Here is a 23,317-nt window from a genome sequence, read left to right on the forward strand (position 1 = left end):
GAAGCGGATAAGACCGAGAGCATTCGAAGGGGCAACGAACCGGATCGATTGGTCCGGAGAGTTGTTAATCGTGCTCTCTCCGAATTCCCAACACGATCCTTTCTTGTCGACGCTAACGAGCGTCAAACGAAAGGAGGCGGCTATGTCTGCCAAGAAAACACACAACGACGCCAAGGCGTCCAACACGCCGATCTGGATGGCGGACAAAGTCATCCAATCCCAGGTCAGCCAGATCAAGCCTTACGCCAACAACAACCGCGTGCACGCGGCCAAGAATATCGACAAGCTCAAAGCGTCGGTGGCCAAGTTTGGCTTTGTCACCCCGATCCTGTTGGATGGTTCGGGCACAATCATCGCGGGTCATGGCCGCTATGAGGCCGCCAAGGCTCTGGGGTTGACGTCTGTGCCGACGGTTGTCGCGGATCACTTGTCAGATGCTGAAGTACGCGCCCTGCGCATCGCGGATAACAAGCTGGCGGAATTGTCCGACTGGAACAAAGCGGCGCTGCAGATCGAATTTGCCGAGCTGATGGATCTCAGCCTTGATGGCGAGCTGGACTTTGATCTGGACATCACCGGGTTCGAAACACCGGAGATCGACATCATCATCGATAGTGCGGGCCAGGCCACAGAGACGGAAGCGGAATCTGTTGAGACGCCGAACCCTGCGGTACCTGTCATCACGCAGCCGGGCGACCTCTGGGTTCTCGGAGATCATCGCATCTTCTGCGGGGATGCCCTGCAAGCCCAGAGCTACGAGATGCTGCTGGATGGCGAGACCCCGCAGATGGTGTTCACTGATCCTCCTTACAATGTGCCGGTCAATGGGCATGTCCGTTGCGGCACCGGCGGCGATCACCGCGAATTTGCCATGGCGTCAGGAGAAATGTCGGACAGTGAGTTCCGTGGCTTTCTCTCGGACGTGAACAACCGGCTGTTTGACTGCTTGCCGGGCGGGGGCATTGCGATGATCTGTATGGACTGGCGTCACATCGAAGAACTGATTGCGGCGGGCAAGGCAGGCGGCTTTGATCTCATCAACCTCTGCGTTTGGAATAAATCTAACGGAGGCATGGGCAGCCTTTACCGCTCCAAGCACGAGCTGGTTTGCATCTTTAAGAAGCCCGGTGCGCCGCATATCAACAATGTCGAGCTGGGCAAACACGGGCGCAACCGGACCAATGTCTGGGATTATGCCGGTGTGAACAGCTTTGGGGCAGGACGTGAGGCGGATCTTGCCGATCATCCCACAGTGAAGCCGACAGCCTTGGTGGCAGATGCCATGATGGATGTGAGCCAGCGCGGCGATGTTGTGCTGGACGCCTTTGGCGGGTCCGGCGCGACCTTGCTGGCAGCTGAGAAAACCGGGCGCCGGGCGCGGCTGATTGAGCTCGACCCGGTTTATGTCGATGTCGCCATCCGCCGTTGGCAGGAGATGACCGGTGAGAACGCCGTGCATTCTGTGACAGGCCAGACGTTCGATGAGTGTTTTGCTGCCAGCGACACCACCTCGAAGCAGGAGGCGGATCATGTCTGACGATACGAAGGATTACGAGGTCGGCTACGGCAAACCACCTAAAGCAACCCGGTTCAAAAAAGGCCGATCCGGCAATCCGAAAGGACGGCCGAAAGGTGCCAAAGGGGTGAATGCCAGCTTGAAACGCGAATTGGAAACCAAGATTACGGTTCGCGAAGGCAGCCACGAAATCCGGATTTCCAAGGCGGAGGCGATTGCCAAGCGGCTCACGGCTGGCGCGTTGAAGGGCGACACGAAATTGTTGATGGCGCTGCTGAAGCTGGACACAGATCTGTTCAACACAAGTGAATTGGACGCGCAAGAAAGCGTCCGTGCGGTTGAGCCGGACGCTGTCGACTATGACATCCTCCGGGATTTCTTTTCCAGTCACCCGGATGGTGACGGCGGTCCGGAAGATGAGGAGGCGGAAGATGACGGCTCCTGATCCAAAAATGGTCCGGCAAGTTGCGCGCGAGGTTTGCCGGGACAATTTCTTTCCCTTCGTGTGGCGTGTGTTTGACACGCTGCATCAAGGGACTGACCACGGCTTTGATCCGGCCTGGCATGTGCGGGCCATGTGCCATGAGTTGGACAACGTACGCATCGGCGAGAACAAGCGGTTGATTATCAACATTCCGCCCCGGTGCCTGAAATCGGTCACCGTGGCTGTTGCATATGTCGCTTATCTTCTGGGGCATAACCCCAGCGCCAAGATCATCGTTGCCAGCTATGGGCTGGATCTGGCGCGCAAACATTCCGAAGATTGTCGTCGGATCATGTCTGCACGCTGGTACCGGGAAATGTTCCCTGAAACGGTCTTGGCTAAAAAGGGCAACACCTCAGAAGAAATCCGCACCACAAAGGGAGGCAGCCGTAAGGCTGTCTCCATCGGCAGTTCTGTGACTGGTCATGGTGCTGATTACATCATCATCGATGATCTGCTGAAAGCGGGTGATGCGGGCTCCGAGGCCGAACTGATCAAGGCGCAGGAGTTCATTGAGGGGACCTTGCTATCGCGCTTTGACAACCCGGCTGAGGGGCGTGTGGTTATGGTTGCACAGCGGTTGCACGAGATGGACCCGCCGGGCTACCTGCTGGAACGCGGGACCTATCGGCACCTAAATCTGCCTGCCATCGCCGAAGACCATGAGACGGTGCCTCTTGGGCATGGAAGGGTCATGCACCGCAAACCGGGTGATCTCCTGTGCCCGTCGCGCCTGGACCAGAACACGCTGGATACCAAGCGTCGTGAAATGGGCGCAGCCGTGTTCAATTGCCAGTATCAGCAGAACCCCATTGCTCCAGACGGGTCACCCCTGCGCTGGGAGTGGTTTGGCACCTATGAGATCCTCGAAGATCGTCGCTGGTTCCAACTGGTCGTTCAAAGCTGGGATACAGGCATGTCTGCGGATCCCCGGTCCGACTTCTCGGTCTGTACAACATGGGGGTTCCGCGAAAATGCGTGGTACCTTGTCGACGTCTGGCGTGGGCAGGTGGACTACCCAGACCTGAAAGCTAAGGCGCTGCAGCTTGTCGGCCGTTGGGATCCCGATCGTGTTCTGATCGAGGATGCTGCCTCAGGCAAACCGCTATTGGACGAGCTGTTTCGTGATGACCGTCGGCGATACGAACGCATTAAACCCGACAAAGACAAGGAAACCCGGTTCCAGTCCGCTTGCGGCCCTGTCGAAGAGGGCAAGGTGTATCTGCCTGTAGACGCGCCCTGGCTGCGGACTTTCAAGCGGGAGCTGCAGTCCTTTCCACGCGGGCGCAAAGACGATCAGGTCGACAGCTTTGCCCATTTTCTGAACTGGTCCAAGGGACTAGGCTTCTACCGGGCGCTGGGTCGCGATCACCAGATCAACATCGAACGTCGGGAGCGTAACCGCGAGAGGGTTAGGCGACGGTAGAACAGAAAGCTAGGTTAGACGCCGATCGTCGAGCTTGAACCGCCCAGCGAATCCTTGGCCATTGGGCCCGAAGGGCGGAAAGCAGACCTTCGCTACTCTCGCGAAATAGCCATTCGCATTCTTGGTTAGCGGCCATTCGACAGCGGTTGCATGAATTGGCGTATAGGTCCGCTGGAGCGCGCCAACAGAGGAAACACCAGACGTTGTCGGCCTGGCTACCTAATCAGGATGTTTGATTGCCGATTTCGCGGCTTTGCAACCCGCTTCGCGATTACGGCACAACTCTGTCGCGGCCTATCCAAGAGATTTCAACGATTTCGATAAGTGGGCGGCAACCTATTATGGTTTTGTTAAATATGTAAAATCCTTTTGGACGCCGTGTTCTCAGCGGGGTTGTGAATATATATGCTGTCTAAATATACAAATTCTCCCCTTACTTTGCAGCGTTATGTTAGCGTTATCGCTTTGGGATTGACGCTTGTTATCACCGGTTAGCCGGCACCCAGCACAATTTACGAAGCATTTCGCGTTGCCGACCCAATTGCCCGGCAGCCAAGGAACATACACTGGAGGAAATATGTCCCTGTTGCAGACCATTACCCGTAGAGCCGCCTTGCTTTCTGTCGCCGCTGTCGCACTAACTGCCGGGACAGCGTATGCAGGCGATGTCAAAATTGGCTTTCTGCTGAAAACCATGCAGGAAGAGCGCTACAAGCGTGACCGCGCCGCGTTTACTGCGAAAGCCGAGGAACTGGGCGCCGAAGTCATCTTTGATTCAGCGAACAACGACGAGCTGACCCAGCTGGCGAAATTTGAAAATATGCTCGCCAAGGGTGCGAACGTCATCGTTTTGCAGCCTGTGAACACCGGTACCGCCGGTAGCATGGTCAGCATGGCAAACAGCGAAGGTGTGCGCGTTGTCGGGTATGACTCGATGCTCGTGGACGGGCCGCTGGATGCGATGGTGATGCAAGACAGCTGGGCTGTGGGTCGCCTGCAAGGCGAAGCCATGGTCGAATGGCTGCAGGAGAAGAACGGAGAGGTGTCCGGCAAGGTCGCCCTGATTCAAGGTCAACCCGGCGACTCCAACGCGATTGCCATGAGCAGCGGTGTGTTGGAGATTGTCGAAGCGAACCCGGGGTTAGAACTGGTAACAAATCAGGCGCATGAAGGTTGGTCCTCGGAAAAGGCCATGGCGACTGCTGAGAACACGCTGACTTCGAACAGCAACAGCATCGACGCGTTTATCGCCAACAACAGCGGCATGGCCCGTGGTGTTATCGCGGCATTGGAAGCACAGGGGCTGGCGTCATCAGACAAAGTATTTGTAGCCGGATCCGATGCTGACCTGGCAAACATCCAATACGTGGCGCAAGGCAAGCAGGCTGTAGAAATTTGGAAACAGATCGATCCACTTGCGGAAACCGCGGCAGAAGTTGCAGTGGCGTTGGCTAAAGCGCCGGACACTGCTCCTGCTGATCTGGTCGAGGTGGACAAGGTTATCAACAACGGCTTCACCGATGTGCCAACAATCGTGACCCCGATCACGCTTGTGACACAGGACAACATCGATGACACGATCATCGCTGGCGGCTTCTACTCCAAGGAAGAAGTCTACGGGAACTGATCCTCGGGACCTTTTCCTGAAGGAGGGCGTTTCGCCATCTGGCTCCCTATGCGTGTACTCCCCGCGCGCGGCTTCATGGTGCCCTCCTTCCTTAACCCGTCACGGAGAAACTGCCGGTCAGGGTGGGGAACGTCCGAAATACCTTTCTGAATGTGATGGGAAAAAGCATGTCTGAAGTCGTCCTGAAAATGCAGGGTATCATCAAGGATTTTCCCGGTGTCCGCGCCCTGAACAATGTCAATTTCGAAGCCCGCTCGGGCGAGCTCCTGGCGTTGATGGGAGAAAACGGAGCGGGCAAATCCACGTTGATGAAAGTGCTCAGTGGAGTTTGGCCCTATCCGACCTACGAAGGCGATATCTATTTGCGCGGCGAAAAGGTCCGATTCGCGAATACAAAAGAGGCCGAGGCAGCAGGCATCGGTATCATCTACCAGGAACTCAACCTGATCCCCGGTTTGTCTGTCGCCGAAAACATCTTTCTGGATCGCCAGTTCACCGATGCCAAGGGCAGGATCAACTGGAACCAGACCTTTGCCGAAACCCAGAAGCTGCTGACCGAACTGGGCATCAATGACATTCGCCCGACCGATCTGGTGCAGAACATCACTGTGGGCAAACAACAGATGGTTGAGATTGCCAAAGCTTTGTCGCTCAAGGCAGAGATACTGGTGTTAGACGAACCGACATCGGCGCTGACGGATAAAGAGGTCAAGGATCTCTTCCGTATCATCCGCAAGCTGAAAGCCGACGGCGTCTGTATGTGCTACATTTCGCACAAAATGGAAGAGATTGAGCAGATCGCCGACCGGATTGCGGTTCTGCGCGATGGCCAGACCATCGGTGACGTCACGCCTATCGCGGATATCACGCTTGATCAGATCATCGCCCGAATGGTCGGACGCGACATCAAAGATATGTTCCCCAAGGTCGATTTCACACCGGGTGAGGTGACTTTGGAGGTCAACGATCTGTCCGTCACAAACCCCGACCTGCCTGGCAGCTATCTGGTCAAGAACGCCAGCTTCGTTGCCCGCAAAGGCGAGATATTGGGCATCTCCGGGCTAATGGGCGCTGGCCGGACCGAACTGGTTGGCGGTGTATTCGGTGCTTATCCGGACCAGACCACCGGTGAAGTGAAGCTGAACGGGCAAAAGCTGGACATCAAATCGCCGAAGGACGCCATTGATGCCGGCATCGCGCTGCTGACCGAAGATCGTAAGGCTTTGGGGCTGTTTTTGGACAAATCCATTTCCTTCAACACGACGATTTCCTCGCTTGAGACGATCAGTTCAAAGGTTCTGGGCATTATCAACACCCAGCAGGAGCGCAAAATCGTTAAGGAATATGTCGACCAGTTGGGCGTTAAAACACCGTCGATTGACACCGTTATCGGTACACTCAGCGGCGGCAATCAGCAGAAGGTCATTCTGGGTAAGTGGCTGAATTCACGCCCGGATGTGTTCATTCTGGATGAACCCACACGTGGGATCGATATCGGTGCCAAGGTCGAGATTTACAAGCTGCTGAACGAGCTGGTCCAGCAGGGTGTCACCGTCATCATGATCTCATCGGAACTGCCCGAGGTTTTGGGCATGTGCGACCGGATTCTGGTGATGTGCGAAGGCGAGATCGTGTCGAACTTTGAACGGGACGACGCGAAGAAAGAAGCAATCATGGCGTATGCCACCGGCAGCGCATAAGGGAGGAAGCAAATGAGTGCTGACAGCAACGTTGCAGGTGTTGGCGTCAATGGCGCCAAGGAAAACCACCTGATAAACTTCATAAAGGACAACGCGACGCTAATTGCGTTGATCGTGCTTGTCGTTGGGCTCAGCTTTGCCGACGACGCGTTTTTCACCGCGAGGAACCTTAGCAACCTGTCCCGTCAGGTTACCATCATCGGGATCATTGCCGTGGGCATGACCATGGTCATTCTGATTGCGGGCATTGACCTATCCGTTGGCTCTGTCGTCGGGTTATCAGCGGTCGTCTGTACGCTCATGATGCAATGGGGCGTGCCGACCATATTGGCGGTACCTGCAACCCTTTTGATCGTGGGTGTTGGAATAGGTCTGTGGAACGGGTTTTGGATAGCCAAGTTCAACATACCCCCATTCATAATAACCCTTGGAATGCTGACCATCGCACGCGGTCTGGCACTAACCCTGACCAACGGCAGTTCTGTCCCGGTAACGAGTAATGTGTTCCCATTGATTGGTGGGGCTTATATCCCGCCGATGATGTCCAGTATCGTGCTGATCGTGTGTGCTGCGCTTGCTGTTTATTCGATCTTCCGGGATGTTCAGCAAAGCAAGGCGCATGGCGTCGAAGTGAATATGCAGGAACTGTTGGTCAACGGGGCCGTAATGATCGGCGGGTTTGCTTTGGCCTTCCACGTGTTCACCAGCTACAAAGGGATCCCCGTGCCTGTTGCGATCTTTGCAGTCATTGCGTTTGCCGGGATCTATACGCTGAACAGCACCCGCTTTGGTCGACGCCTCTATGCGCTTGGCGGAAACGAGGATGCGGCTCGCCTGTCCGGCATCAACGTCGTCCGCACCAAGATGATTGTCTATACGGTCATTTCGGTTCTGTCGGCGCTGGCTGGTATCATCCTGGCCTCGCGTCTGAACGGTGCCTCTCCCAACCTTGGAACCATGTTTGAGCTTGATGCGATTGCAGCGGTTGTTATCGGCGGTACCAGCCTGGCGGGTGGTTCTGGCAAGGTGAGTGGAACCATCATCGGAGCCCTACTGATCGGTGTCCTGAACAACGGCATGAGCCTGCTTGGTGTGGTTACGTTCTATCAGTTGATCATCAAGGGCCTGATCATCATTCTCGCCGTCTGGTTCGATGTAATGCAGAAAAAATAAAGCTGCAGGCCTGCCCCCGGTCACATACACCGGGGGCACCGCCAAAATCCCCGAAAACTTGAATGACAGTTGGGAGGTAAGCGATGGTCCAGTCCATTTTAGCAACCTTACGCACAAACGGCCTCAGAGCTTTGGGTTTGGCCGGCCTTCTATCCGCATCGCTGCCAATGATCGCGGCAGCGCAGAACAACGCTACAATCGGGTTCCTGCTCAAGACCATGCAGGAAGACAGGTACCAGACAGACAAATCCCTGTTCATCGCACGCGCGGAATCCCAAGGCGCAAATGTGATCTTTGACAGCAGCGGCAATGATCCATTGCGTCAGTTGCAGCAGGTTGAGGAAATGCTGGAATTGGGGGTGGACGTTCTGGTTCTGCAACCCGTCAACACAGCAACTGCCGGTGCGCTGGTTGATCTGGCTCACGATCAAGGCGTCAAAGTGGTCGGATACGACTCGATGCTACAGGACGGACCGCTTGACGTCATGGTCATGCAGGACAGCTGGACCGTCGGGCAGTTACAGGCCGAAGCAATGGTCGACTGGCTGAACGACACCCGCGGAGAGGTCAAAGGCCGCGTCGCCCTGATCCGGGGCCAGCCCGGTGATGCCAATGCCGAAGCGCTCAGCAGTGGTGTGCTGAAAGTGATTGCCGATCATCCTGGGCTCGAGCTTGTTGCGGATCGAAGCCATGTAGACTGGTCTCCCGATATGGCCAGAGACACTGCCGAGAACCTACTGGTCGAATATGACAACGACATCGATGCGTTCATCGCCAACAACAGCGGGCTTGCCTTTGGAGTCCTGGCAGCATTGTCGGATGAGGATCTGGCATCGGCTGATCAGGTCTTTGTTGCCGGGTCAGATGCTGATCTGAAGAATGTCCAAATGGTCGCCAATGACATACAGGCGCTGGAAATCTGGAAGCAAATCAAGCCTCTGGCCTATGAGGCGGCGGATATTGCCGTGAAAATAGCGCAGTCTCCGGATGCCGAAATCAGCGAACTGATCGGTGAGCATACGCTGATCGACAATGGTTTCGCGGAAATCCCGACGGTTATCACCCCTGTCTTCGCAGTGTCAAAAGATACGATCGACAGCACGGTGATCGACGGCGGGTTCTATACCAGCGAACAGATCTATCGGAACTGAAGCTGCTATAATCACGCATACGCCCGTCGACAATACAGCGAATAAAAGCAAGGGACCGAAATGTCTGACAAGATCAATGTCGCAGTCCTTGGCCCGATCCCAAGGGACAATATCACCAGCTATCAGGGTGAGAAATTCAATAAATTTGGCTGCGCGGTCTATACAGCGGTCTGTATGTCCTCGCTGGCCGGTCCGGGTTCGCGGATCAACGTCGTCAGCCATGTGCGCAGGTCGGACGTCGACAATGTTCGCAACTTGCTGTCTGAGTTTCCGTATCTGGATGTCAGCCATGTTACAGGCGACGCCGATCAGGGCGCGGTGATCGATCTGGTCTACGTCGATCAGAACCATCGCAACGAAAAGCAAACGGGTTTCATGAACCCGATCCTGCCCGACGACATCGAAGACCTGATGGATTGCGAGGCTTTCGTTTTCGTTCCGATCACGGATTTCGAGGTTCCGTTGGAAACGATCCGATACATCAAGGCCAACAGCGATGGTCTGGTTGTATTTGATGCACATGGTCCCACCAGCGGGTGTTCAGCACATGGTGAACGGTATCATAAATTTTGGATCGACCGAGATCGCTGGCTTCCGCATATCGACCTTCTAAAGATGAATTTGGAGGAGGCTCAATGCAGTTGGTTCAAGGGAGAATACGGTTCTGACGAGTTGCAGGAAATAAGCGAACTCACGATGGACCAGTTGCCCAAGTTCGCCCAACACTGCCTGGATCTGGGTGTCAAGGCGCTCTACGTCACGCTGGATCAACACGGCTGCGCCGTCTACCACAAGGACGCGAATGGACGGATGCGGGAACATCTGGTCAAGCGGGTGCTTGTCGAGGATGTAGTCGACACCACCGGTTGCGGTGACAGCTTTGCTGGTGGCTTGGCCTTTGGCTACCTCAAGACACGCGATTTCGTCAAAGCCTGCCAGTTCGGCAACTGTGCCGGGGCGCAGCGCTGCTCGAGCAGCGAGTTGGATGTCTACGGATCACTGGAAGAAACCGAACGTCAGATTGCCGAAACCTACGGCGACTGAATTACCCGAAATATCACCCGAATGGAGCCCTGACATGCAGACAATGCTGAGCAGTAGCGACTGGCTGATCGAAGAAACCCAATTCAATCTGGATGAAGCGAACTTCAAGGAGACCATTTTCACGGTCGGCAACGGCTATCAGGGCACACGCGGCTCACTGGAAGAGGGCCACAAGGGTGAGCTGTCTGGCACCTATCTGGCCGGTGTTTACGATCACCATGACTCGACGGTGATCGATCAGGTCAATGTGCCTACCTGGCTGCCGCTTCGGGTGCGCGTGGAAGGTGAAATTCTGGATGTCCAAACGTGCAGAGTTATCGAACACAGGCGCGTGTTGGATCTGCAGACCGGATTTCTCCACCGAGATACGGTGTTTGAAGATAGCAAAGGCCGTCGCACTCGCATCACCAGCATCCGCTTTGCCAGTTTTTCCGATCAGCATATTTGCGGCATTCGCCTAACCGTCACACCAGAAAACCACTCGTCCGAAATCACTGTCGAAAGCGCCCTGGATGCCCAACGGTACAATCTGGACCGCCTGCCAGCTTATCAGGGAAATCCCGTCTTCCACCCCGAAGTCAAATGGGAGAAGTGGGCCAAAAGCCGGCACATGAAGGTCACTCAGTCACATGCAAGCAGCGATGCGTCCTATATCGAAGCTCTAACTCTGGACACTGGCATTTCGATTGGCATGGCGTCTGCCTTGGATTGTCCTTCCTTCAGCGAGTTCAAAGGCGCAAACCGTGATTATGAGCGGGTTTCGCAAACCGTTTCTGTCGAGGCGCTCAACGGGCAAAGCCTGACCTTCGAAAAGCTGGTGTCGATTTATACATCGCGAGATCTGAACGGCGCGGAATTGGCGGCCAAGTGCGAAGCCTCCCGTGAGACCGCGCATGCCAAAGGGTTCTCCGCATGTCTAAGCGAAAGTGCCGCAGCCTGGCGCGAAAAATGGGATTCCTGTGATTGTGTGGTGACCGGTGATCCTGAAGCAACGCGGGCGATGCGCTTCAACATATATCACTTGCTTATAGCAGCCAACGAAAACGACCCGCGCGCGAATATCGGCGCCAAGTCCATGTCTGGGGAAGGATACAAAGGTCACGTTTTCTGGGATACCGAGATATTCCTGCTGCCATTCTACATTTTCACGCAGCCGGAGACCGCCAAAGCCCTTCTGAAATACCGTTTCAACACGTTGAACGGCGCACTTGAGAACGCCCGAATGAATGGGCTTAAGGGCGCGCAGTACGCGTGGGAATCTGCTGATACCGGAGTGGAGACAACGCCAAAATGGACAGCGGACGGTGCGAACCGTATCTGGACCGGAGAAGAAGAGATTCACGTCACCGCATGCGTGGCATATGGCATCCTCAGTTATGTTGCGGCGACCGGAGACAGAGATTTCCTTCGCGATTTCGGTGCCGAGGTTTTGTATCAAACCAGCCGGTTCTGGATCAGTCGGCTGGAATGGAACAAAGACAAGGACAGGTACGAGCTGACAAATGTTATCGGGCCGGACGAGTTCCACGAACATGTCGACAACAACACGTTCACCAACCGAATGGCGAAATGGCACCTGGAGCAATCCGCACGTGTTTTTGCTGAACTCAGCGAAACCTCATCTCTGACCCACGATGACCTTCTGAACCGGTTGGGGCTGACAGCGAACGAAGTAGAGCAGTGGGTTGAAGCCGCCGAAAAAATCTACGTTCCCTTTGACCCGTCTCGTAATCTGATTGAGCAGTTTGAAGGGTACTTTCAGCTTCAGGACATTCCTATCACGGAATGGGACAAAAACCGTATGCCGGTCTATCCCGAAGGGCATGATCACTTTTCGCTGAATGGTTCAATGCTGCTTAAACAACCGGATGTGATCATGTTGAACTATCTCTTACCTGATGAGTTCTCGGATGAGGTCAAAGCGGCAAACTACGCGTTTTACGAGAAACGTACGATGCACAAGTCTTCACTTAGCCCCGCCATTCATTCGATCATGGGGATTGAAGTCGGCGACATCTCTTCGGCGCATCGCTATTTCGAACGCTCTGCCTTTGTTGATCTGGTCAACAATCAGGGTAACACGCAAGACGGTATGCATATCGCTTCGGCCGGTGGTACCTGGCAGTCGCTTGTTTGTGGATTTGGCGGGTTCCGGGTCAAGCACGGCGAGATGACGTTCAAACCCTGGCTGCCCGAGGCATGGTCCGGAATCCGGTTTAACCTGAAATGGAAAGGGAATGACGTCATGGTCGCGATTTCCCACGACGAGTGCCGGTTTAAGTTCATCGCTCCGCCCGGCACAAAAGAAACGATCGAGGTAATGGGTCATCCTGTTACCTTGATTGCAGGAGAGGAAGTGGTCTTTGCGCCGCAGCCAGCGTGACAACCAAGATTATTCTCGCAGGAATGGTCAAGGTGTGCCGAGGTGCTATCGTCAATCTGCAAGAGCCTCGGCAACGCGCGTGTGCAGTTGTTCCGCCGCCGCGTGATCGATGAGCAATTCGTTAACAAGCCCCCGGGTGATCAGTTCAAATACCGTATCACCTCGTTCCTTCTGAATCGCGACGACCACAACCCCACTTTGGTCAGGATCGTCAAATGCCCGATCTGCTATGGCCTTGACATGCTCTGTTTTGATCCCGGTCCACAGCCCGTTCAGTTCGTCAATCAGGTCCATCTTGGCCTGTGAAATCTCGGTTCTCGGGATCAAAATACCGCCAAGGTCCCCGACAACCAATTGCCGAAGATCATCAGCCCTTAACCCGCCTGCCTGAACCAGCTCTTCAAAACTGCCCAGAACCGGAGTGCTTGAAGACCCAACGCTGGAAATCAGCATATCCATTTTGCCAATCAACGCGTCAGGCCCCGAAAACACGCGGTGAAATCCTGGGGTGTCAGAGATGTACTGCCAAATGGAACGGCGCATGGTTTCATCGTAGTGACGGGGTATGTATGCCGGGAAACCAGTGAGCTGAGGGCTATCCTCCGGCTGATCGTTAAATAGCTCATCAAACGTTTCGGCAAGCCGGCTGGCAGAGTATCCATGCTGAGCCAGCGACATCAATTCTGCACATACCGCTGCAAACTCCGTCTTTTTCGTTTTATCTATGGGTTGCCTTGAGGCGGCAATTCCTTCTGCCAGCGATTTAATCGTTCGCCCCCACGCAACGCCTACGACGTTCGATCTCTCGATCAGTTCCATCAATCGCCCGGATGCCGTTCGCCCAAATCTGGCCCGTCGCTGTGACAGCGCAGCCTCGGTGTTCCCCGGGCCGCTTTCAAACACCCCAAGCCGAGGCGGTCTGAGGTTGTTCCTGTTGCAATATCGTTTCAGATCAGAATTAAGCCCTGAAGGAGCCAGCAATTCGTCCATCTGGGCAATCCACTCGTCTGAGAATTGTTCTTTGACGAAGCGTTGTTCGATGACCAGGTAGTTTTGGCGTTCAGCGTGTTTCAGTAACCGCGATACATGCGGTTGAGACAGGCCACCAAGAATTGCTCCTATCTCTACCTGTGACATGTTGTGCGTTGCGCGCATATAGGCAGCGCACTGGGCGCGTTCTTCAAATGGAAGTTTTTTAACGTCGATCATTTGTTCAATATTGTTCGTTAGCAGGATCCTGACAGCGTGAATAATTATGCCAGATAAACATTCACATGCCAGCCGATTGAAGAAAATTCCTTACATGCTACGTGTTTCTTGCACAGGCTCGAACCAGGAGATTCAGCATGCCGATCAAAGGACTGATCTTTGACCTCGATGGTGTTTTGGTCGACACCGTACCGGCGCATTTTGCTGCTTGGAAACGCATGTTCGAAGAATACGGGTATGAGTTTGGAAGGGCGGAATACCGGCGGCTTGTCGATGGGCGCCCTCGTTATGACGGGGCGCGAGCGGTCATGACCCGGCATTCGGAAAATGAAGTCAGAACCGCCGCAGACAAAAAGAATGACTATTATGTTGAAATGATCGAGCGAGGCGAATTTCGTGTCTTCGATGCTGCTGTGCACCTCGTAAGACAATGCCAGTCGGAGGGTTACGGTCTGGCGGCCGCTTCCAGCAGCGCCAATGTCCGAGCCGTTCTTGAAAAAGCTGGTTTGTTGGATGCCTTTCCGGTTGTTATCGGAGGCGACGATGTCGAAAAAGGGAAACCCAACCCTGATATATTCCTCACCGCCGCCAGCGGGCTGGGGCTTAATGTGGATGAATGTATCGTGATCGAGGATTCCTCTTCCGGTGTCGAAGCGGCAAAGAATGGTGGTTTCTATTGCGTAGGTCTTCTTCATGAAGATCACGAGAGTGAACTAACGGCTGCGGATTGCGTTATTTCTTCGCTGGCCGAGGTTGACATTGAGCAGATAGACGAATCCAAGTCGGAATTGCCTGTCTAAATACTTTTTTGCGACACAGAACTGGATTTTTTAGGGACAGATAACAGACTTCACCTAAAATTCAGTATCGTGTGCTCAACCTCTCACAACTCCGTGTGCCCGAGTTTGACTATTGGCCGCTTCGGTCAAGCTCCGATGCGGCGCTTGACTCTGCTGGGAAGGCACGGTTGGGACCGTTTGCGCACCTGTGAGGCGTTGGGCTGAAGGACCAGAAAATCCGCGAACTGTTCGCTCGACTGATACCCTATATTGTACTGGTAGCGAACGGCAGGTTTGACGGGCCGCACCGCAGCATCGAAGGTGTCCGCTGGACGGCAGCACTGGGCCGTCTGCTGGCCCTGTCGCTGATACTGTGATGCACCCTAGGTCAACTGTGAGCCTAGCCTGTGAATTCGAATTTCTCGCTTGGTGCAGCCGCAGTACCAGAAGTGTTGCAAACGTTAAGTATGGTCACTGCTGCTCGTGTAGAGGGAACGTCTATCAAGCCGGAGTTGAGCCGGACAAATGGGGTTGTCATCTATAACTTGACGATCCGTTCTCGCGATCCAAACATTTTCCGTGGAAGCTGTGGCGGCTTCACAATTGCGCATGATAAACTGCTTGCAACGCATAAGATCAGAGATGAACCATGCGGTTACCGGATGAAAGCGATACGGAATATGGAGCGGGCAATGTCCGGGCATTTCTGGAAAGCTTGACCGGTCCGTCTCGCGGAACCGTAACCTGGCTTGTCGGCACCGCTTTGTCCGCTTCACTAGGTCAAGACCGTATCCTGAAGATAAGGCGGAAAGAGGATGTACCCCCACATGACGAAGATGTGGCGACCTTTCAATGGTCGCAAGGCGGTTACACGCTAAACGCGCTGCCCGGCCGGGAAATCTGGGTCAATGGTCAAAAGACTGCTTCGGCAGTTCTTAGGCATGGCGACATGATCGAGTTTGGTGAAAAGGGTCCCATGTCGCGCTACAGGATGTGTGACCACTCATTCCCTGCACATCACACGGTCGAAGACATAATAAGTGACGCTTATGTGTATGCGCGCTCCAGCCGACGACCCTTCGCCAGCAAAATGTCCAGTGCGCTGCGCGAAGGCGGACGTCGACTGACATCACAAACCACGGTTTTGTTCCGGTTTACCGTTATCGGTCTACTTCTACTGATTACAGCCTTTGGCTATTTGCTTTTTCAGAACGATCGGAAGCTGGCGGATAGCCTGAAACAGGAATCTCTCAAGATCGAGGCGGTTGCTGTCATGCTTACGCAGACGCGAGAAGATGCACTGACGGCGGATGATCTGGTCGCGCTCAGAGAAGCGTTTGACAACCAGGTAATTTCCACCGAGCAGCGCCTTGGCACTTTGGAAGAACGCGCTGGTGCGTCAAGGCGAGTTATCACAGCCTCGACGCGCTCTATTGCCTTTATCCAAGGGGCCTACGGATTGCGTCAAACCGAAAGCGGCAAATTACTGCGGCATGTGCTTGGCCCGGACGGGGAGAACCTAAAAACTCCATTCGGAAAACCATGGATTGAACCAGATGCGGCAGGCGCGCCGGCGGAGTTTCAGTTCACCGGAACCGGGTTTCTGTTGCAGGACACCTCTCTGTTGGTGACCAACCGTCATGTCGCCTTGCCCTGGACGACCGGGGATCGGGCACAGGCCCTGAAGGCAGCAGGGCTTGAAGCCGAGATACTTAATCTGCTGGCTTATCTGCCAGAACAATCCAAGCCAATGGAAGCGGTATTGCTTAGGGCAAGCAAAACGGCCGATCTGGCGCTTCTGTCCGTTGATGCGAACCGTGTTCAAGGGCTCGGGCTTTCACTGGCACCAGACCCGCCGCGTGCAGGTGAAGAAGTTTTCCTGCTTGGGTATCCGACCGGCCTTAAGGCCTTGATTGTGCAGGCCGGGCCGAACTTTCTGAATTCACTTGAATCCGATGGCACCGTCGATTTCTGGACAATTGCAAAAAACCTTTCAGAGCAGAACAAGATCAGGCCTCTGGCCAGCCGGGGGATCGTCGCCCAGACCAGTCCCGGTGCCGTCGTTTATGATGCTGAAACCACAACCGGTGGAAGCGGTGGGCCCGCCTTGAACCGAAGCGGTAAGGTGGTCGCGATCAACGCCGCGATCTTACCCGAATTTGGCGGCTCCAACATAGGGGTTCCTGTATCGCACCTAAAAGTGCTGCTGGAGGAAATCCGGTAGCAGCCACTGGGGCGAAATTCCCGCTGGCTGTTACCGTCAAGAGAGATAGCTCAGAACTGTACCAGCTCTGCGCTTAGGTACGGTCTAAACATTGTGTGGATCGGGAACGCAGGCCAATACGTTCCCGATCAGCTGAGGCAGGTCGTGTAGCATGAAAGATGCTTCGCGCTGCCGGGAGCCGTTCTTCGACACTCACTTCGAGATGGGGGACTCTGAGACCCTGGGGTCGCAACCGAACAGCGGCAGCAGTTTCATGCTACGAGCCAAATCTGCCACATACTGTTTTAGTTGAATAGCGAAATTGTTTCATGCATTATATTTGAAAATCGAATAGATGCCCCATGGATATTGAACTCGCGCGAACATTTCTGGCGATTGTCGAGACGGGCAGTTTTCTGGAGGCTGCCAACAAGGTTTACGTTACACAATCAACAGTGAGCATGCGTATTCGGTCACTCGAACAACAGCTCGGACGACCAGTGTTCGAGCGCGGAAAATCGGGTGCTACACTTACTCCGGCCGGGCACCGCTTTCATAAACACGCGCAGGCACTTGTCAGGTGCTGGACACAGGCCCGGATCGACGCCTCCCTGCCTGATGCGGTGGAAGCTGCTCTGGAAATCGGAGCTGTGCCCAGCTTGTGGGACGGGTTCCTGATCGACGCGATGCCAGAATTTATGCAAGCGTTGCCGAATGTGGCGGTTCACGGGTCTACGGTTTCAACTGAAACATTGCTGAGCCTAACGACTGCGGGCGCGCTGGATTTGGCTGTGATGTATGATCCGCGGAACACTGTCGGGCTGACCGCAATGCAGTTGTTCGAAGATGATTTCGTACTCGTAAGCAGCGATTTCGATACCTCGCGAAGCCCATTTGAACAAAACTATGTTCTGATCGACTGGGGACCGGAATTCCGTGCCGATCACCTGCTGAACTTCCCGGAAATACCAACGCCAATGTTGCAGCTTGGCATTGGAACTCTCGGCCTGAACTATTTGAAAGCCCAGCCTAGCGCCGGATATTTCCCCTGGCGGGTAGTTGCGCAGGAAGTCGAAACCGGTTGGTTGAGGGTAATTGAGGATGCTCCTCGGTTTGCCTATGCCGCCTATGCCGTTTTTGCAGAAGATGATCCTGAAAGCCTCCCCTGCAAGGCCGCCCAGCTATTGAGTGCCTTTGCAAAAGAACAGTTTCCCGTCACGGTCTGAGATGGCGAGCTACTCGCGGCTTACCATGTAGAAGGCGAATTGTTAGTTCTCGGAAGCCTCCAGGGCTTCGGTTGCTGCGGGCTGCTCTTTGCCAGATTCGAAAATTAAACCAGCGGTAATCACGACCATCAAAACGCCGCCCATGACGGCCCAGTACCTCCAACCAAAAGACCTTTGCAAACGCATTTCTCTCTCCACGGCCATCCATCGAGACCAGATCAGTATAAGGAGGAATAAAAGTCTGCCAAATCGAAAGGATTGACACTCAAAGAGACAATATACTGAAAAAAACATCTATTCAGATCGTCGATAACATGGTTGAGAAAAAATCATAAGGTTTTGCACTCCGAAAACGAACATTGATCTCCTAAACTAACGAAGTGGAGGGAAAGGAGAAATCGATGGATAGGCGCTGGGTAAATCGCGTTACCGAACACATAAGTCGTTTCATTGCGTCACAACGGTTCGGGATTGCGAAGCGCTCGGCAGCAAAACAGCAGGATTTGCAAATCCCACAAGATTGGGACGAAGCCGCCGAGATATGGGACCCGTCCGAATTCGACCCGGAAAAAGAAAACCGGGAACGACGTTTGCGCCCGAGCGACTACGAATGGGACACAACCGGCGAACTTCCTTGGCGCGGACACAATCACCGGTTCAAAGGAGGCTGAGGGGAACCCAAGGCCTGAATATTGGATATTTCAGTCACAGGTGACACAAAGCTCGCGTCCCCTGATCCCGCATCGCATACCGTTTGGGATCCGAGAACGTCTAGGGTGAATTCCAAATCCGGATTGCTGGACCCAAAACAATTGAGATTGCAGAAAAATTACGTCGCTTTCAGCCTCTTAGGTCGAAAACAGCGCAGCGCCATCTGTGCATCTTGGCAAAATTCAGTACCAATCAAAAATGGTGTACAGAATGCTGGAAGTTCATTCGATTCCCGGTGCATTTACCGCGCGGGAATGTGAGCAGATTGTTGCTGCATCACAAAAAGCCCCGGCAAACGAGGCTCTGCTTGTCGGGCAAAACAAGGATCACAATCTGCGCAGAGCGGATGTGACTTGGCTGGACGACGTTGAAGGCTCTGATTGGGTGATGTCACGCCTGATCAATGTTGTCCATCGCTCCAACACCGACAAGTTTGGCTTCGATCTGAGCGAGTTCGCCGAAAGTCCGCAGATTGCCTGCTATAAAGCATCAGATGGTGGTCATTTTGCGTGGCATTCCGATATCGGCGACGGGCCAGTCGCCCGAAAAAGAAAGCTGTCGCTGGTCGTTCAACTCAGCAAACCCGGAATGTACGACGGCGGAGACTTGGAGATAATGCCGGGGGCTTATGCTGTAACGGCCAGCCGGTATCAGGGCAGCGCGACCATCTTTCCTAGCTTCTTGTTGCATCAGGTGACACCGGTTGAGAATGGTGATCGGTATTCGTTGACGGTCTGGGCGCATGGCCCGGCATTTCGGTGATGATTTCCGTACTCGTTTGATTAAGAATCCGAGACTACAAGGCTAACGATTCCTTTCGTGTAGGAAACAGAGTCGAAAGTGTTAGGCTTGCCTTTAACATATGCGCTGAAATGGCATTTCCTGTAGTCCAACGTATCTGCTAAATCCTGGAATCCGCACGGTACTGACGCCTGAGTTGCTTTGGTCACTCATTGGCTGACCTCTATTATGTATCCGCCGGTAAGCGACTGGCGACTGATTTCTCATGGACTAAGTTTGGCAGGCTCACCATATCAGAAGCAACTTTGCCAGCTGCCTTTGAAGTACTTTCGACAGATATGCGTGTCTGACCCAACCGGGGGTGCAGCTTACGAGCCAAAATCCACGTCCAAAGCAAACCTGCGCCACCCGCGGCGAACACGCCAGAGAGCGGTGCTACGAGAAGAACCAGCCAGGCGGCACCAGGTGTAATAATACCCGAAACATCGCGAAAGCTCGCGTAAATTGCTGACATCTCAGTTCGTTCGGAAGGTTTGACTGCGAGAAGGAACGGCAAACCTGCGGAAACATCGAGCAAGATCAGGAAAATCGAGCCCATCATTAAGAACGCGATTGTGACTTCAGGGATTCCGAATGGAACTCCAGCAAAAAGAAATAGCAGCCCGGACATGAGGAATCCGGTTCTGACTGCTGCGCGCACCGAACTGCGCTGCATAAACCTAAGCATCAGCGGGGTGCAAAACAGGGCGGCATTGGAAATCGATAAAGCAATCCCTCCAAGCTGGCTGCCTAGCCCGTTCTGAACCGCATAGATGGGCAGATATACGACATAAATCCACCACCCGCAGGAACGAACGACTGCGAATACCCATCCGGCAACCAATCGCGGTTGCGCAAAAAACCTCCCGAAATAGGCGAACGGATTTGCGGGAGCGCATTGGCTTCTGGTGATGAGCCTGCCGTTTCCGAGGCGCATAACAAGAAAGATGAGAAGCATGACAATCGCTGCACCGGCTGCAATCAGGAACGGTGCAGGTTGCCACCACTCGTACAATATCGCGCCAAGTGCAGGGCCAGCCGTCCAACCCAGCGCACTGTAGAAAAGCCGAGATGTCTCAAAACGTCCCAGTTCAATCCTGGCAACATGGTCGAGCACATAGGCGTTGAAGCACACAAATGTCGTCACAACGGCGAAAGTCGTGAGTGCAAGCCCCGCAATAACGGTAGCAGGGGTCGCAACGGTCGTCACAACCGCACCCGCGACGTACGAAAGAGTGCCGAATACATAGACCCATCTCCTTGGGACAAACCGGATCAGGTAGGGAACCAGAAGACCGATCAAGAGTGAAACTGTGCCAATGGCGAAATAAATTTCGGATACAAATCGCGCATCCTTCAGCGCGTTGTATATCGCTACCGGAAAAACAGAGATCAAAATACCCCTGGCAATCGCCTCTGATCCCGCCAGAATGGCGAATCCCCGCACGCTGGGTGCTGGCGCATGGCGAAGCCATTCTGGTATTCGGCGTTCATGCATGAGAAGTACTCAATAGACTGGGAATCAGTCAAACCTGTTTCCTCATTTTTTCTCTCCTGGCAGCGACCCGATGTCGTTTTTGCTAATCGTGTAAGTTACAAAAATTCCATAACTGAATTTCGTTTTTTCTTTTTTGGGAACCCGCTTCGCTGGCGTTCAATTTTAAGCGCTGATTCCAGCGAAAGCATAGCTTGAACTCGGGCTGGATTCGCCCAGTAGAATGGCCGCAAACGGGAAATCACTGCACGACCGAAAAGTCTACCGCTGCGGATGCGAGCACTTTCAGCATGAGCAAAAGTCGTGGCTGCAAAAGTCGGTTTTTTCCGCGATCTGTGAATTCAGGCTCGCCCAGATTTTACTGCCGCAGCGAATGTCGGCAAAGCGGGCTCTGCTGCAACACCTGATGGCCTCGCTCAAAGTCGGCAACGGGCCGTTGAAAATGTCTCGAAAAACAGGGCAGGGGCTTATGCTGCGTCAGCTCCGAGGTTCGCAAATCCGGAATGAAATCGCCATGGCAATGGTGGGCTTCTGCGGGGCAGTTGTTATCGAGTTCGCGGATCGTCCCTTTGGCAAGCGAGCGGGCCGCGTTCTCGACCCATTCGGGCATGCGTGGATTCTGAGCAAGACGACTGAAACTCTGACAGGTGCGCAAATTCAGAACCGCTTGGGCGGATAGTTTGGTCTGATCGAAATCGCGTTGCTCACCTCTTGCAGCGAAACTGACCAAATGTATGCTTTGTCCATGAACATCCACGGCTTCGATCACATCGTTCTCTGCGTCAATAATGTCGACGTAACGCTTGAGTTCTATCAACACCTGCTAGGCATGACTCCGCGAGAGGAACGCCCCGGCAAATGGTCCCTACATTTCGGTTCAAACAAAATCAGTCTTCAAGGTGCAGGCACAGCACCGGATCTGGCGATAAAAACCGTTCCGGGAAGCGGTAATTTCTGTCTACTGACCGACACACCAATCGAGGAAATCACCGCGAAGCTTCGCGCGCATGACGTCACTATCGTGGAAGGTCCTTCTGAGAAACTGGGCGCCGTCGGCAGGCTTATGTCCGTGTACTTCCGTGATCCAGATGACAATCTGGTCGAGGTAAGCAACAAGCTGGCATAATAAACGAATTGCAACACAATAGCAGCCACGCAACCAGGGTCGAGAATGAGCACAAGCTTTTCGAATTTTGCATCTTAGCCGATACTCAATGTAGCCTCGATGTCGAAACCAAGAGCACAAATCTGCTGGCTGATCACAGCTAAGGTAGGGGCCATGAGGCTCTAAGAACTGGAGAGCAGTCATGCCCAGAACGGGATTCATAGATCATATCGGCATCGCGGTGCCGGATCTTGCGGCGGCGAAGGCCTACTATGATGAGCTAATGCCGATCCTTGGCCTCAAGGAGTGGTTCAAAACCGAACCGGCATTCAACTACGGACCGGATGGGAAACTCGGGACGCAGCTGTTCTTCTACCAGGCGAGGGACGATGGGCACTATTTGCGCCACGCTACCGGGCTACAGCACTTGGCATTCTCGGTGGAAAAGCGTGAGATCGTGCATGAGGCGTACAATTGGGCACTCTCGCGGAAGTCACATATTCTGGACGAACCCCAGGAGTTTCCTCAATACGGGATCCACTATGCGGCCTATTGGCTCGACCCACACGGCATTAAGCTCGAGGTTGTCTGCCACAAAGATGGTGAAAGCAGTTGAGACATCAAACTATCACCAGTGCTCCAAATGCGGAGCTTTGACAAACTGTCGAAAAGCGCTGCGCTACGTCCTCCCAAACGTCTGGCGGTGTAGGTCCGGCGAGAGCCCAATGCGGGCTTTGCCAACCTTTCAAATCACCATCATCCCCGACCTTTTCAGTTCGAGTTTCAATCCCTAGCGGGCAAGGCAACCTCGCCTTCCCAGTCAGAAATACGGTGCGGTAGCGCCAGGAATTTTGACGCCACACGTGTTTTGGTCGTTCCACTTCCAGTCATCCCCGAGTATTTGCCGGTCGAGGAAACGATCCGCCAGTTGTTGACGCCGAAGGCAACAACCTCCCATCTCATGGTGAACGTGTCTTCTTCTTCACCATAAACGCAGACGCCACCGCCACTGACACCGCTGGGTCCGCCGAAACCCGAGCCAACGCACCGGACAAACCCAGGATCGATTGGTCCCTCGTCAACGGTATAAGTCCCATAGTTGTCCTCTTTCCAGAACACGTCCTCGCCCGCGGAAATTTGCTCTTGGTTGACGACATAGAAGTTCGTTACCGACACTTTCTCTGCAGCAGTCAGACAATGAGGTGCAATAAGAACTGCGGGGATTAGCATTGAACGCAACATGTTGTTTCCTTCGACAGTGGGGCAAAGCCAGCATGATAGAGCCTACGGAATTTATTGCTAGGA

At 54.0% G+C, this 23,317-nt stretch carries 20 protein-coding genes; 17 read left to right on the top strand and 3 right to left on the bottom strand.

Annotation, left to right across the window (positions count from 1 at the left end; all coding sequences use genetic code 11):
• Nucleotides 1-142: 142 nt before the first annotated feature.
• From ACR0NM_RS01705 to ACR0NM_RS01745, 9 genes are all read left to right on the top strand, one after another.
• Nucleotides 143-1,537, top strand: coding sequence for a site-specific DNA-methyltransferase (locus ACR0NM_RS01705; protein ID WP_480612922.1), 1,395 nt, complete (start codon nt 143-145; stop codon nt 1,535-1,537).
• Entirely contained in the window at nt 1,530-1,961 is a 432-nt protein-coding gene (locus ACR0NM_RS01710) for a DUF5681 domain-containing protein (RefSeq protein WP_480612924.1), read from the top strand. The genes ACR0NM_RS01705 and ACR0NM_RS01710 overlap by 8 nt, the downstream gene beginning before the upstream one ends.
• The gene (terL, locus tag ACR0NM_RS01715) at nt 1,948-3,426 is read left to right on the top strand and encodes a phage terminase large subunit (protein ID WP_480612926.1); all 1,479 of its coding nucleotides are present in this window, start codon (nt 1,948-1,950) and stop codon (nt 3,424-3,426) included. Before ACR0NM_RS01710 ends, terL begins: the two co-directional genes overlap by 14 nt.
• A 577-nt stretch (nt 3,427-4,003) precedes the next feature.
• The gene (locus ACR0NM_RS01720; RefSeq protein ID WP_480612928.1) at nt 4,004-5,053 is read left to right on the top strand and encodes a sugar ABC transporter substrate-binding protein; all 1,050 of its coding nucleotides are present in this window, start codon (nt 4,004-4,006) and stop codon (nt 5,051-5,053) included.
• Nucleotides 5,054-5,220: 167 nt separating this feature from the next.
• Complete coding sequence (locus tag ACR0NM_RS01725) at nt 5,221-6,753, top strand: sugar ABC transporter ATP-binding protein (protein ID WP_480612930.1); 1,533 nt, start codon at nt 5,221-5,223, stop codon at nt 6,751-6,753.
• 12 nt (nt 6,754-6,765) lie between these two features.
• Nucleotides 6,766-7,926, top strand: coding sequence for a sugar ABC transporter permease (locus ACR0NM_RS01730; protein WP_217354249.1), 1,161 nt, complete (start codon nt 6,766-6,768; stop codon nt 7,924-7,926).
• Nucleotides 7,927-8,009: 83 nt separating this feature from the next.
• On the top strand, nt 8,010-9,077 hold the full coding sequence (locus ACR0NM_RS01735) for a substrate-binding domain-containing protein (RefSeq protein ID WP_480612932.1): 1,068 nt from the start codon (nt 8,010-8,012) through the stop codon (nt 9,075-9,077).
• A gap of 60 nt (nt 9,078-9,137) precedes the next feature.
• Nucleotides 9,138-10,121 (top strand): carbohydrate kinase family protein, encoded by a 984-nt coding sequence (locus ACR0NM_RS01740; protein ID WP_480612934.1) that lies wholly within the window; start codon nt 9,138-9,140, stop codon nt 10,119-10,121.
• Between the two features lie 34 nt (nt 10,122-10,155).
• Nucleotides 10,156-12,504 (top strand): glycoside hydrolase family 65 protein, encoded by a 2,349-nt coding sequence (locus tag ACR0NM_RS01745; RefSeq protein ID WP_480612936.1) that lies wholly within the window; start codon nt 10,156-10,158, stop codon nt 12,502-12,504.
• Between the two features lie 51 nt (nt 12,505-12,555).
• On the opposite strand, the gene ACR0NM_RS01750 is transcribed toward ACR0NM_RS01745, so the two are convergent.
• Nucleotides 12,556-13,323 (bottom strand): sugar-binding transcriptional regulator, encoded by a 768-nt coding sequence (locus tag ACR0NM_RS01750; protein ID WP_480612938.1) that lies wholly within the window; start codon nt 13,321-13,323, stop codon nt 12,556-12,558.
• 527 nt (nt 13,324-13,850) lie between these two features.
• On the opposite strand from ACR0NM_RS01750, the gene ACR0NM_RS01755 reads away from it, so the two are divergent.
• The 5 genes from ACR0NM_RS01755 to ACR0NM_RS01775 all read left to right on the top strand — a co-directional run bounded on the left by ACR0NM_RS01755 (nt 13,851) and on the right by ACR0NM_RS01775 (nt 19,394).
• A complete protein-coding gene (locus ACR0NM_RS01755) occupies nt 13,851-14,513 on the top strand; it encodes a beta-phosphoglucomutase family hydrolase (RefSeq protein ID WP_170451108.1) in 663 nt (220 codons plus the stop codon).
• Between the two features lie 628 nt (nt 14,514-15,141).
• On the top strand, nt 15,142-16,716 hold the full coding sequence (locus ACR0NM_RS01760; protein WP_170733992.1) for a S1 family peptidase: 1,575 nt from the start codon (nt 15,142-15,144) through the stop codon (nt 16,714-16,716).
• A gap of 341 nt (nt 16,717-17,057) precedes the next feature.
• The gene (locus ACR0NM_RS01765; protein WP_480612940.1) at nt 17,058-17,921 is read left to right on the top strand and encodes a LysR family transcriptional regulator; all 864 of its coding nucleotides are present in this window, start codon (nt 17,058-17,060) and stop codon (nt 17,919-17,921) included.
• Between the two features lie 401 nt (nt 17,922-18,322).
• The gene (locus ACR0NM_RS01770; protein WP_170733994.1) at nt 18,323-18,592 is read left to right on the top strand and encodes a hypothetical protein; all 270 of its coding nucleotides are present in this window, start codon (nt 18,323-18,325) and stop codon (nt 18,590-18,592) included.
• 250 nt (nt 18,593-18,842) lie between these two features.
• Nucleotides 18,843-19,394: a 2OG-Fe(II) oxygenase gene (locus ACR0NM_RS01775; protein ID WP_480612942.1), complete on the top strand. Its 552-nt coding sequence runs from the start codon at nt 18,843-18,845 to the stop codon at nt 19,392-19,394.
• 205 nt (nt 19,395-19,599) lie between these two features.
• Here ACR0NM_RS01775 and ACR0NM_RS01780 read toward each other — a convergent pair whose 3' ends face one another.
• Nucleotides 19,600-20,910 carry an MFS transporter gene (locus tag ACR0NM_RS01780; protein WP_170733996.1) on the bottom strand — a complete coding sequence of 437 codons (1,311 nt, stop codon included), beginning with the start codon at nt 20,908-20,910 and terminating at the stop codon, nt 19,600-19,602.
• 220 nt (nt 20,911-21,130) lie between these two features.
• Here ACR0NM_RS01780 and ACR0NM_RS01785 point away from each other — a divergent pair, with 220 nt between their 5' ends.
• The 3 genes from ACR0NM_RS01785 to ACR0NM_RS01795 all read left to right on the top strand — a co-directional run bounded on the left by ACR0NM_RS01785 (nt 21,131) and on the right by ACR0NM_RS01795 (nt 22,628).
• Entirely contained in the window at nt 21,131-21,586 is a 456-nt protein-coding gene (locus ACR0NM_RS01785) for a VOC family protein (RefSeq protein WP_170733997.1), read from the top strand.
• Nucleotides 21,587-21,652: 66 nt separating this feature from the next.
• Nucleotides 21,653-22,033, top strand: coding sequence for a VOC family protein (locus ACR0NM_RS01790; RefSeq protein WP_170733998.1), 381 nt, complete (start codon nt 21,653-21,655; stop codon nt 22,031-22,033).
• Between the two features lie 181 nt (nt 22,034-22,214).
• Nucleotides 22,215-22,628: a VOC family protein gene (locus tag ACR0NM_RS01795; RefSeq protein ID WP_170403748.1), complete on the top strand. Its 414-nt coding sequence runs from the start codon at nt 22,215-22,217 to the stop codon at nt 22,626-22,628.
• 167 nt (nt 22,629-22,795) lie between these two features.
• Here the strand turns inward: ACR0NM_RS01795 and ACR0NM_RS01800 are convergent, their stop codons facing one another.
• Nucleotides 22,796-23,254: a hypothetical protein gene (locus ACR0NM_RS01800; RefSeq protein ID WP_170403745.1), complete on the bottom strand. Its 459-nt coding sequence runs from the start codon at nt 23,252-23,254 to the stop codon at nt 22,796-22,798.
• Between the last annotated feature and the right edge of the window lie 63 nt (nt 23,255-23,317).

The sequence above is a fragment of the Ruegeria sp. AF2 genome, from assembly GCF_056542025.1.

Coding starts and splice junctions, on each gene's coding strand:
- ACR0NM_RS01705 (WP_480612922.1), top strand. CDS start 143: ATGTCTGCCAAGAAAACACACAACGACGCCAAGGCGTCCAACACGCCG.
- ACR0NM_RS01710 (WP_480612924.1), top strand. CDS start 1,530: ATGTCTGACGATACGAAGGATTACGAGGTCGGCTACGGCAAACCACCT.
- terL (WP_480612926.1), top strand. CDS start 1,948: ATGACGGCTCCTGATCCAAAAATGGTCCGGCAAGTTGCGCGCGAGGTT.
- ACR0NM_RS01720 (WP_480612928.1), top strand. CDS start 4,004: ATGTCCCTGTTGCAGACCATTACCCGTAGAGCCGCCTTGCTTTCTGTC.
- ACR0NM_RS01725 (WP_480612930.1), top strand. CDS start 5,221: ATGTCTGAAGTCGTCCTGAAAATGCAGGGTATCATCAAGGATTTTCCC.
- ACR0NM_RS01730 (WP_217354249.1), top strand. CDS start 6,766: ATGAGTGCTGACAGCAACGTTGCAGGTGTTGGCGTCAATGGCGCCAAG.
- ACR0NM_RS01735 (WP_480612932.1), top strand. CDS start 8,010: ATGGTCCAGTCCATTTTAGCAACCTTACGCACAAACGGCCTCAGAGCT.
- ACR0NM_RS01740 (WP_480612934.1), top strand. CDS start 9,138: ATGTCTGACAAGATCAATGTCGCAGTCCTTGGCCCGATCCCAAGGGAC.
- ACR0NM_RS01745 (WP_480612936.1), top strand. CDS start 10,156: ATGCAGACAATGCTGAGCAGTAGCGACTGGCTGATCGAAGAAACCCAA.
- ACR0NM_RS01750 (WP_480612938.1), bottom strand. CDS start 13,323: ATGGAACTGATCGAGAGATCGAACGTCGTAGGCGTTGCGTGGGGGCGA.
- ACR0NM_RS01755 (WP_170451108.1), top strand. CDS start 13,851: ATGCCGATCAAAGGACTGATCTTTGACCTCGATGGTGTTTTGGTCGAC.
- ACR0NM_RS01760 (WP_170733992.1), top strand. CDS start 15,142: ATGCGGTTACCGGATGAAAGCGATACGGAATATGGAGCGGGCAATGTC.
- ACR0NM_RS01765 (WP_480612940.1), top strand. CDS start 17,058: ATGGATATTGAACTCGCGCGAACATTTCTGGCGATTGTCGAGACGGGC.
- ACR0NM_RS01770 (WP_170733994.1), top strand. CDS start 18,323: ATGGATAGGCGCTGGGTAAATCGCGTTACCGAACACATAAGTCGTTTC.
- ACR0NM_RS01775 (WP_480612942.1), top strand. CDS start 18,843: ATGCTGGAAGTTCATTCGATTCCCGGTGCATTTACCGCGCGGGAATGT.
- ACR0NM_RS01780 (WP_170733996.1), bottom strand. CDS start 20,910: ATGCATGAACGCCGAATACCAGAATGGCTTCGCCATGCGCCAGCACCC.
- ACR0NM_RS01785 (WP_170733997.1), top strand. CDS start 21,131: ATGGCCGCAAACGGGAAATCACTGCACGACCGAAAAGTCTACCGCTGC.
- ACR0NM_RS01790 (WP_170733998.1), top strand. CDS start 21,653: ATGAACATCCACGGCTTCGATCACATCGTTCTCTGCGTCAATAATGTC.
- ACR0NM_RS01795 (WP_170403748.1), top strand. CDS start 22,215: ATGCCCAGAACGGGATTCATAGATCATATCGGCATCGCGGTGCCGGAT.
- ACR0NM_RS01800 (WP_170403745.1), bottom strand. CDS start 23,254: ATGTTGCGTTCAATGCTAATCCCCGCAGTTCTTATTGCACCTCATTGT.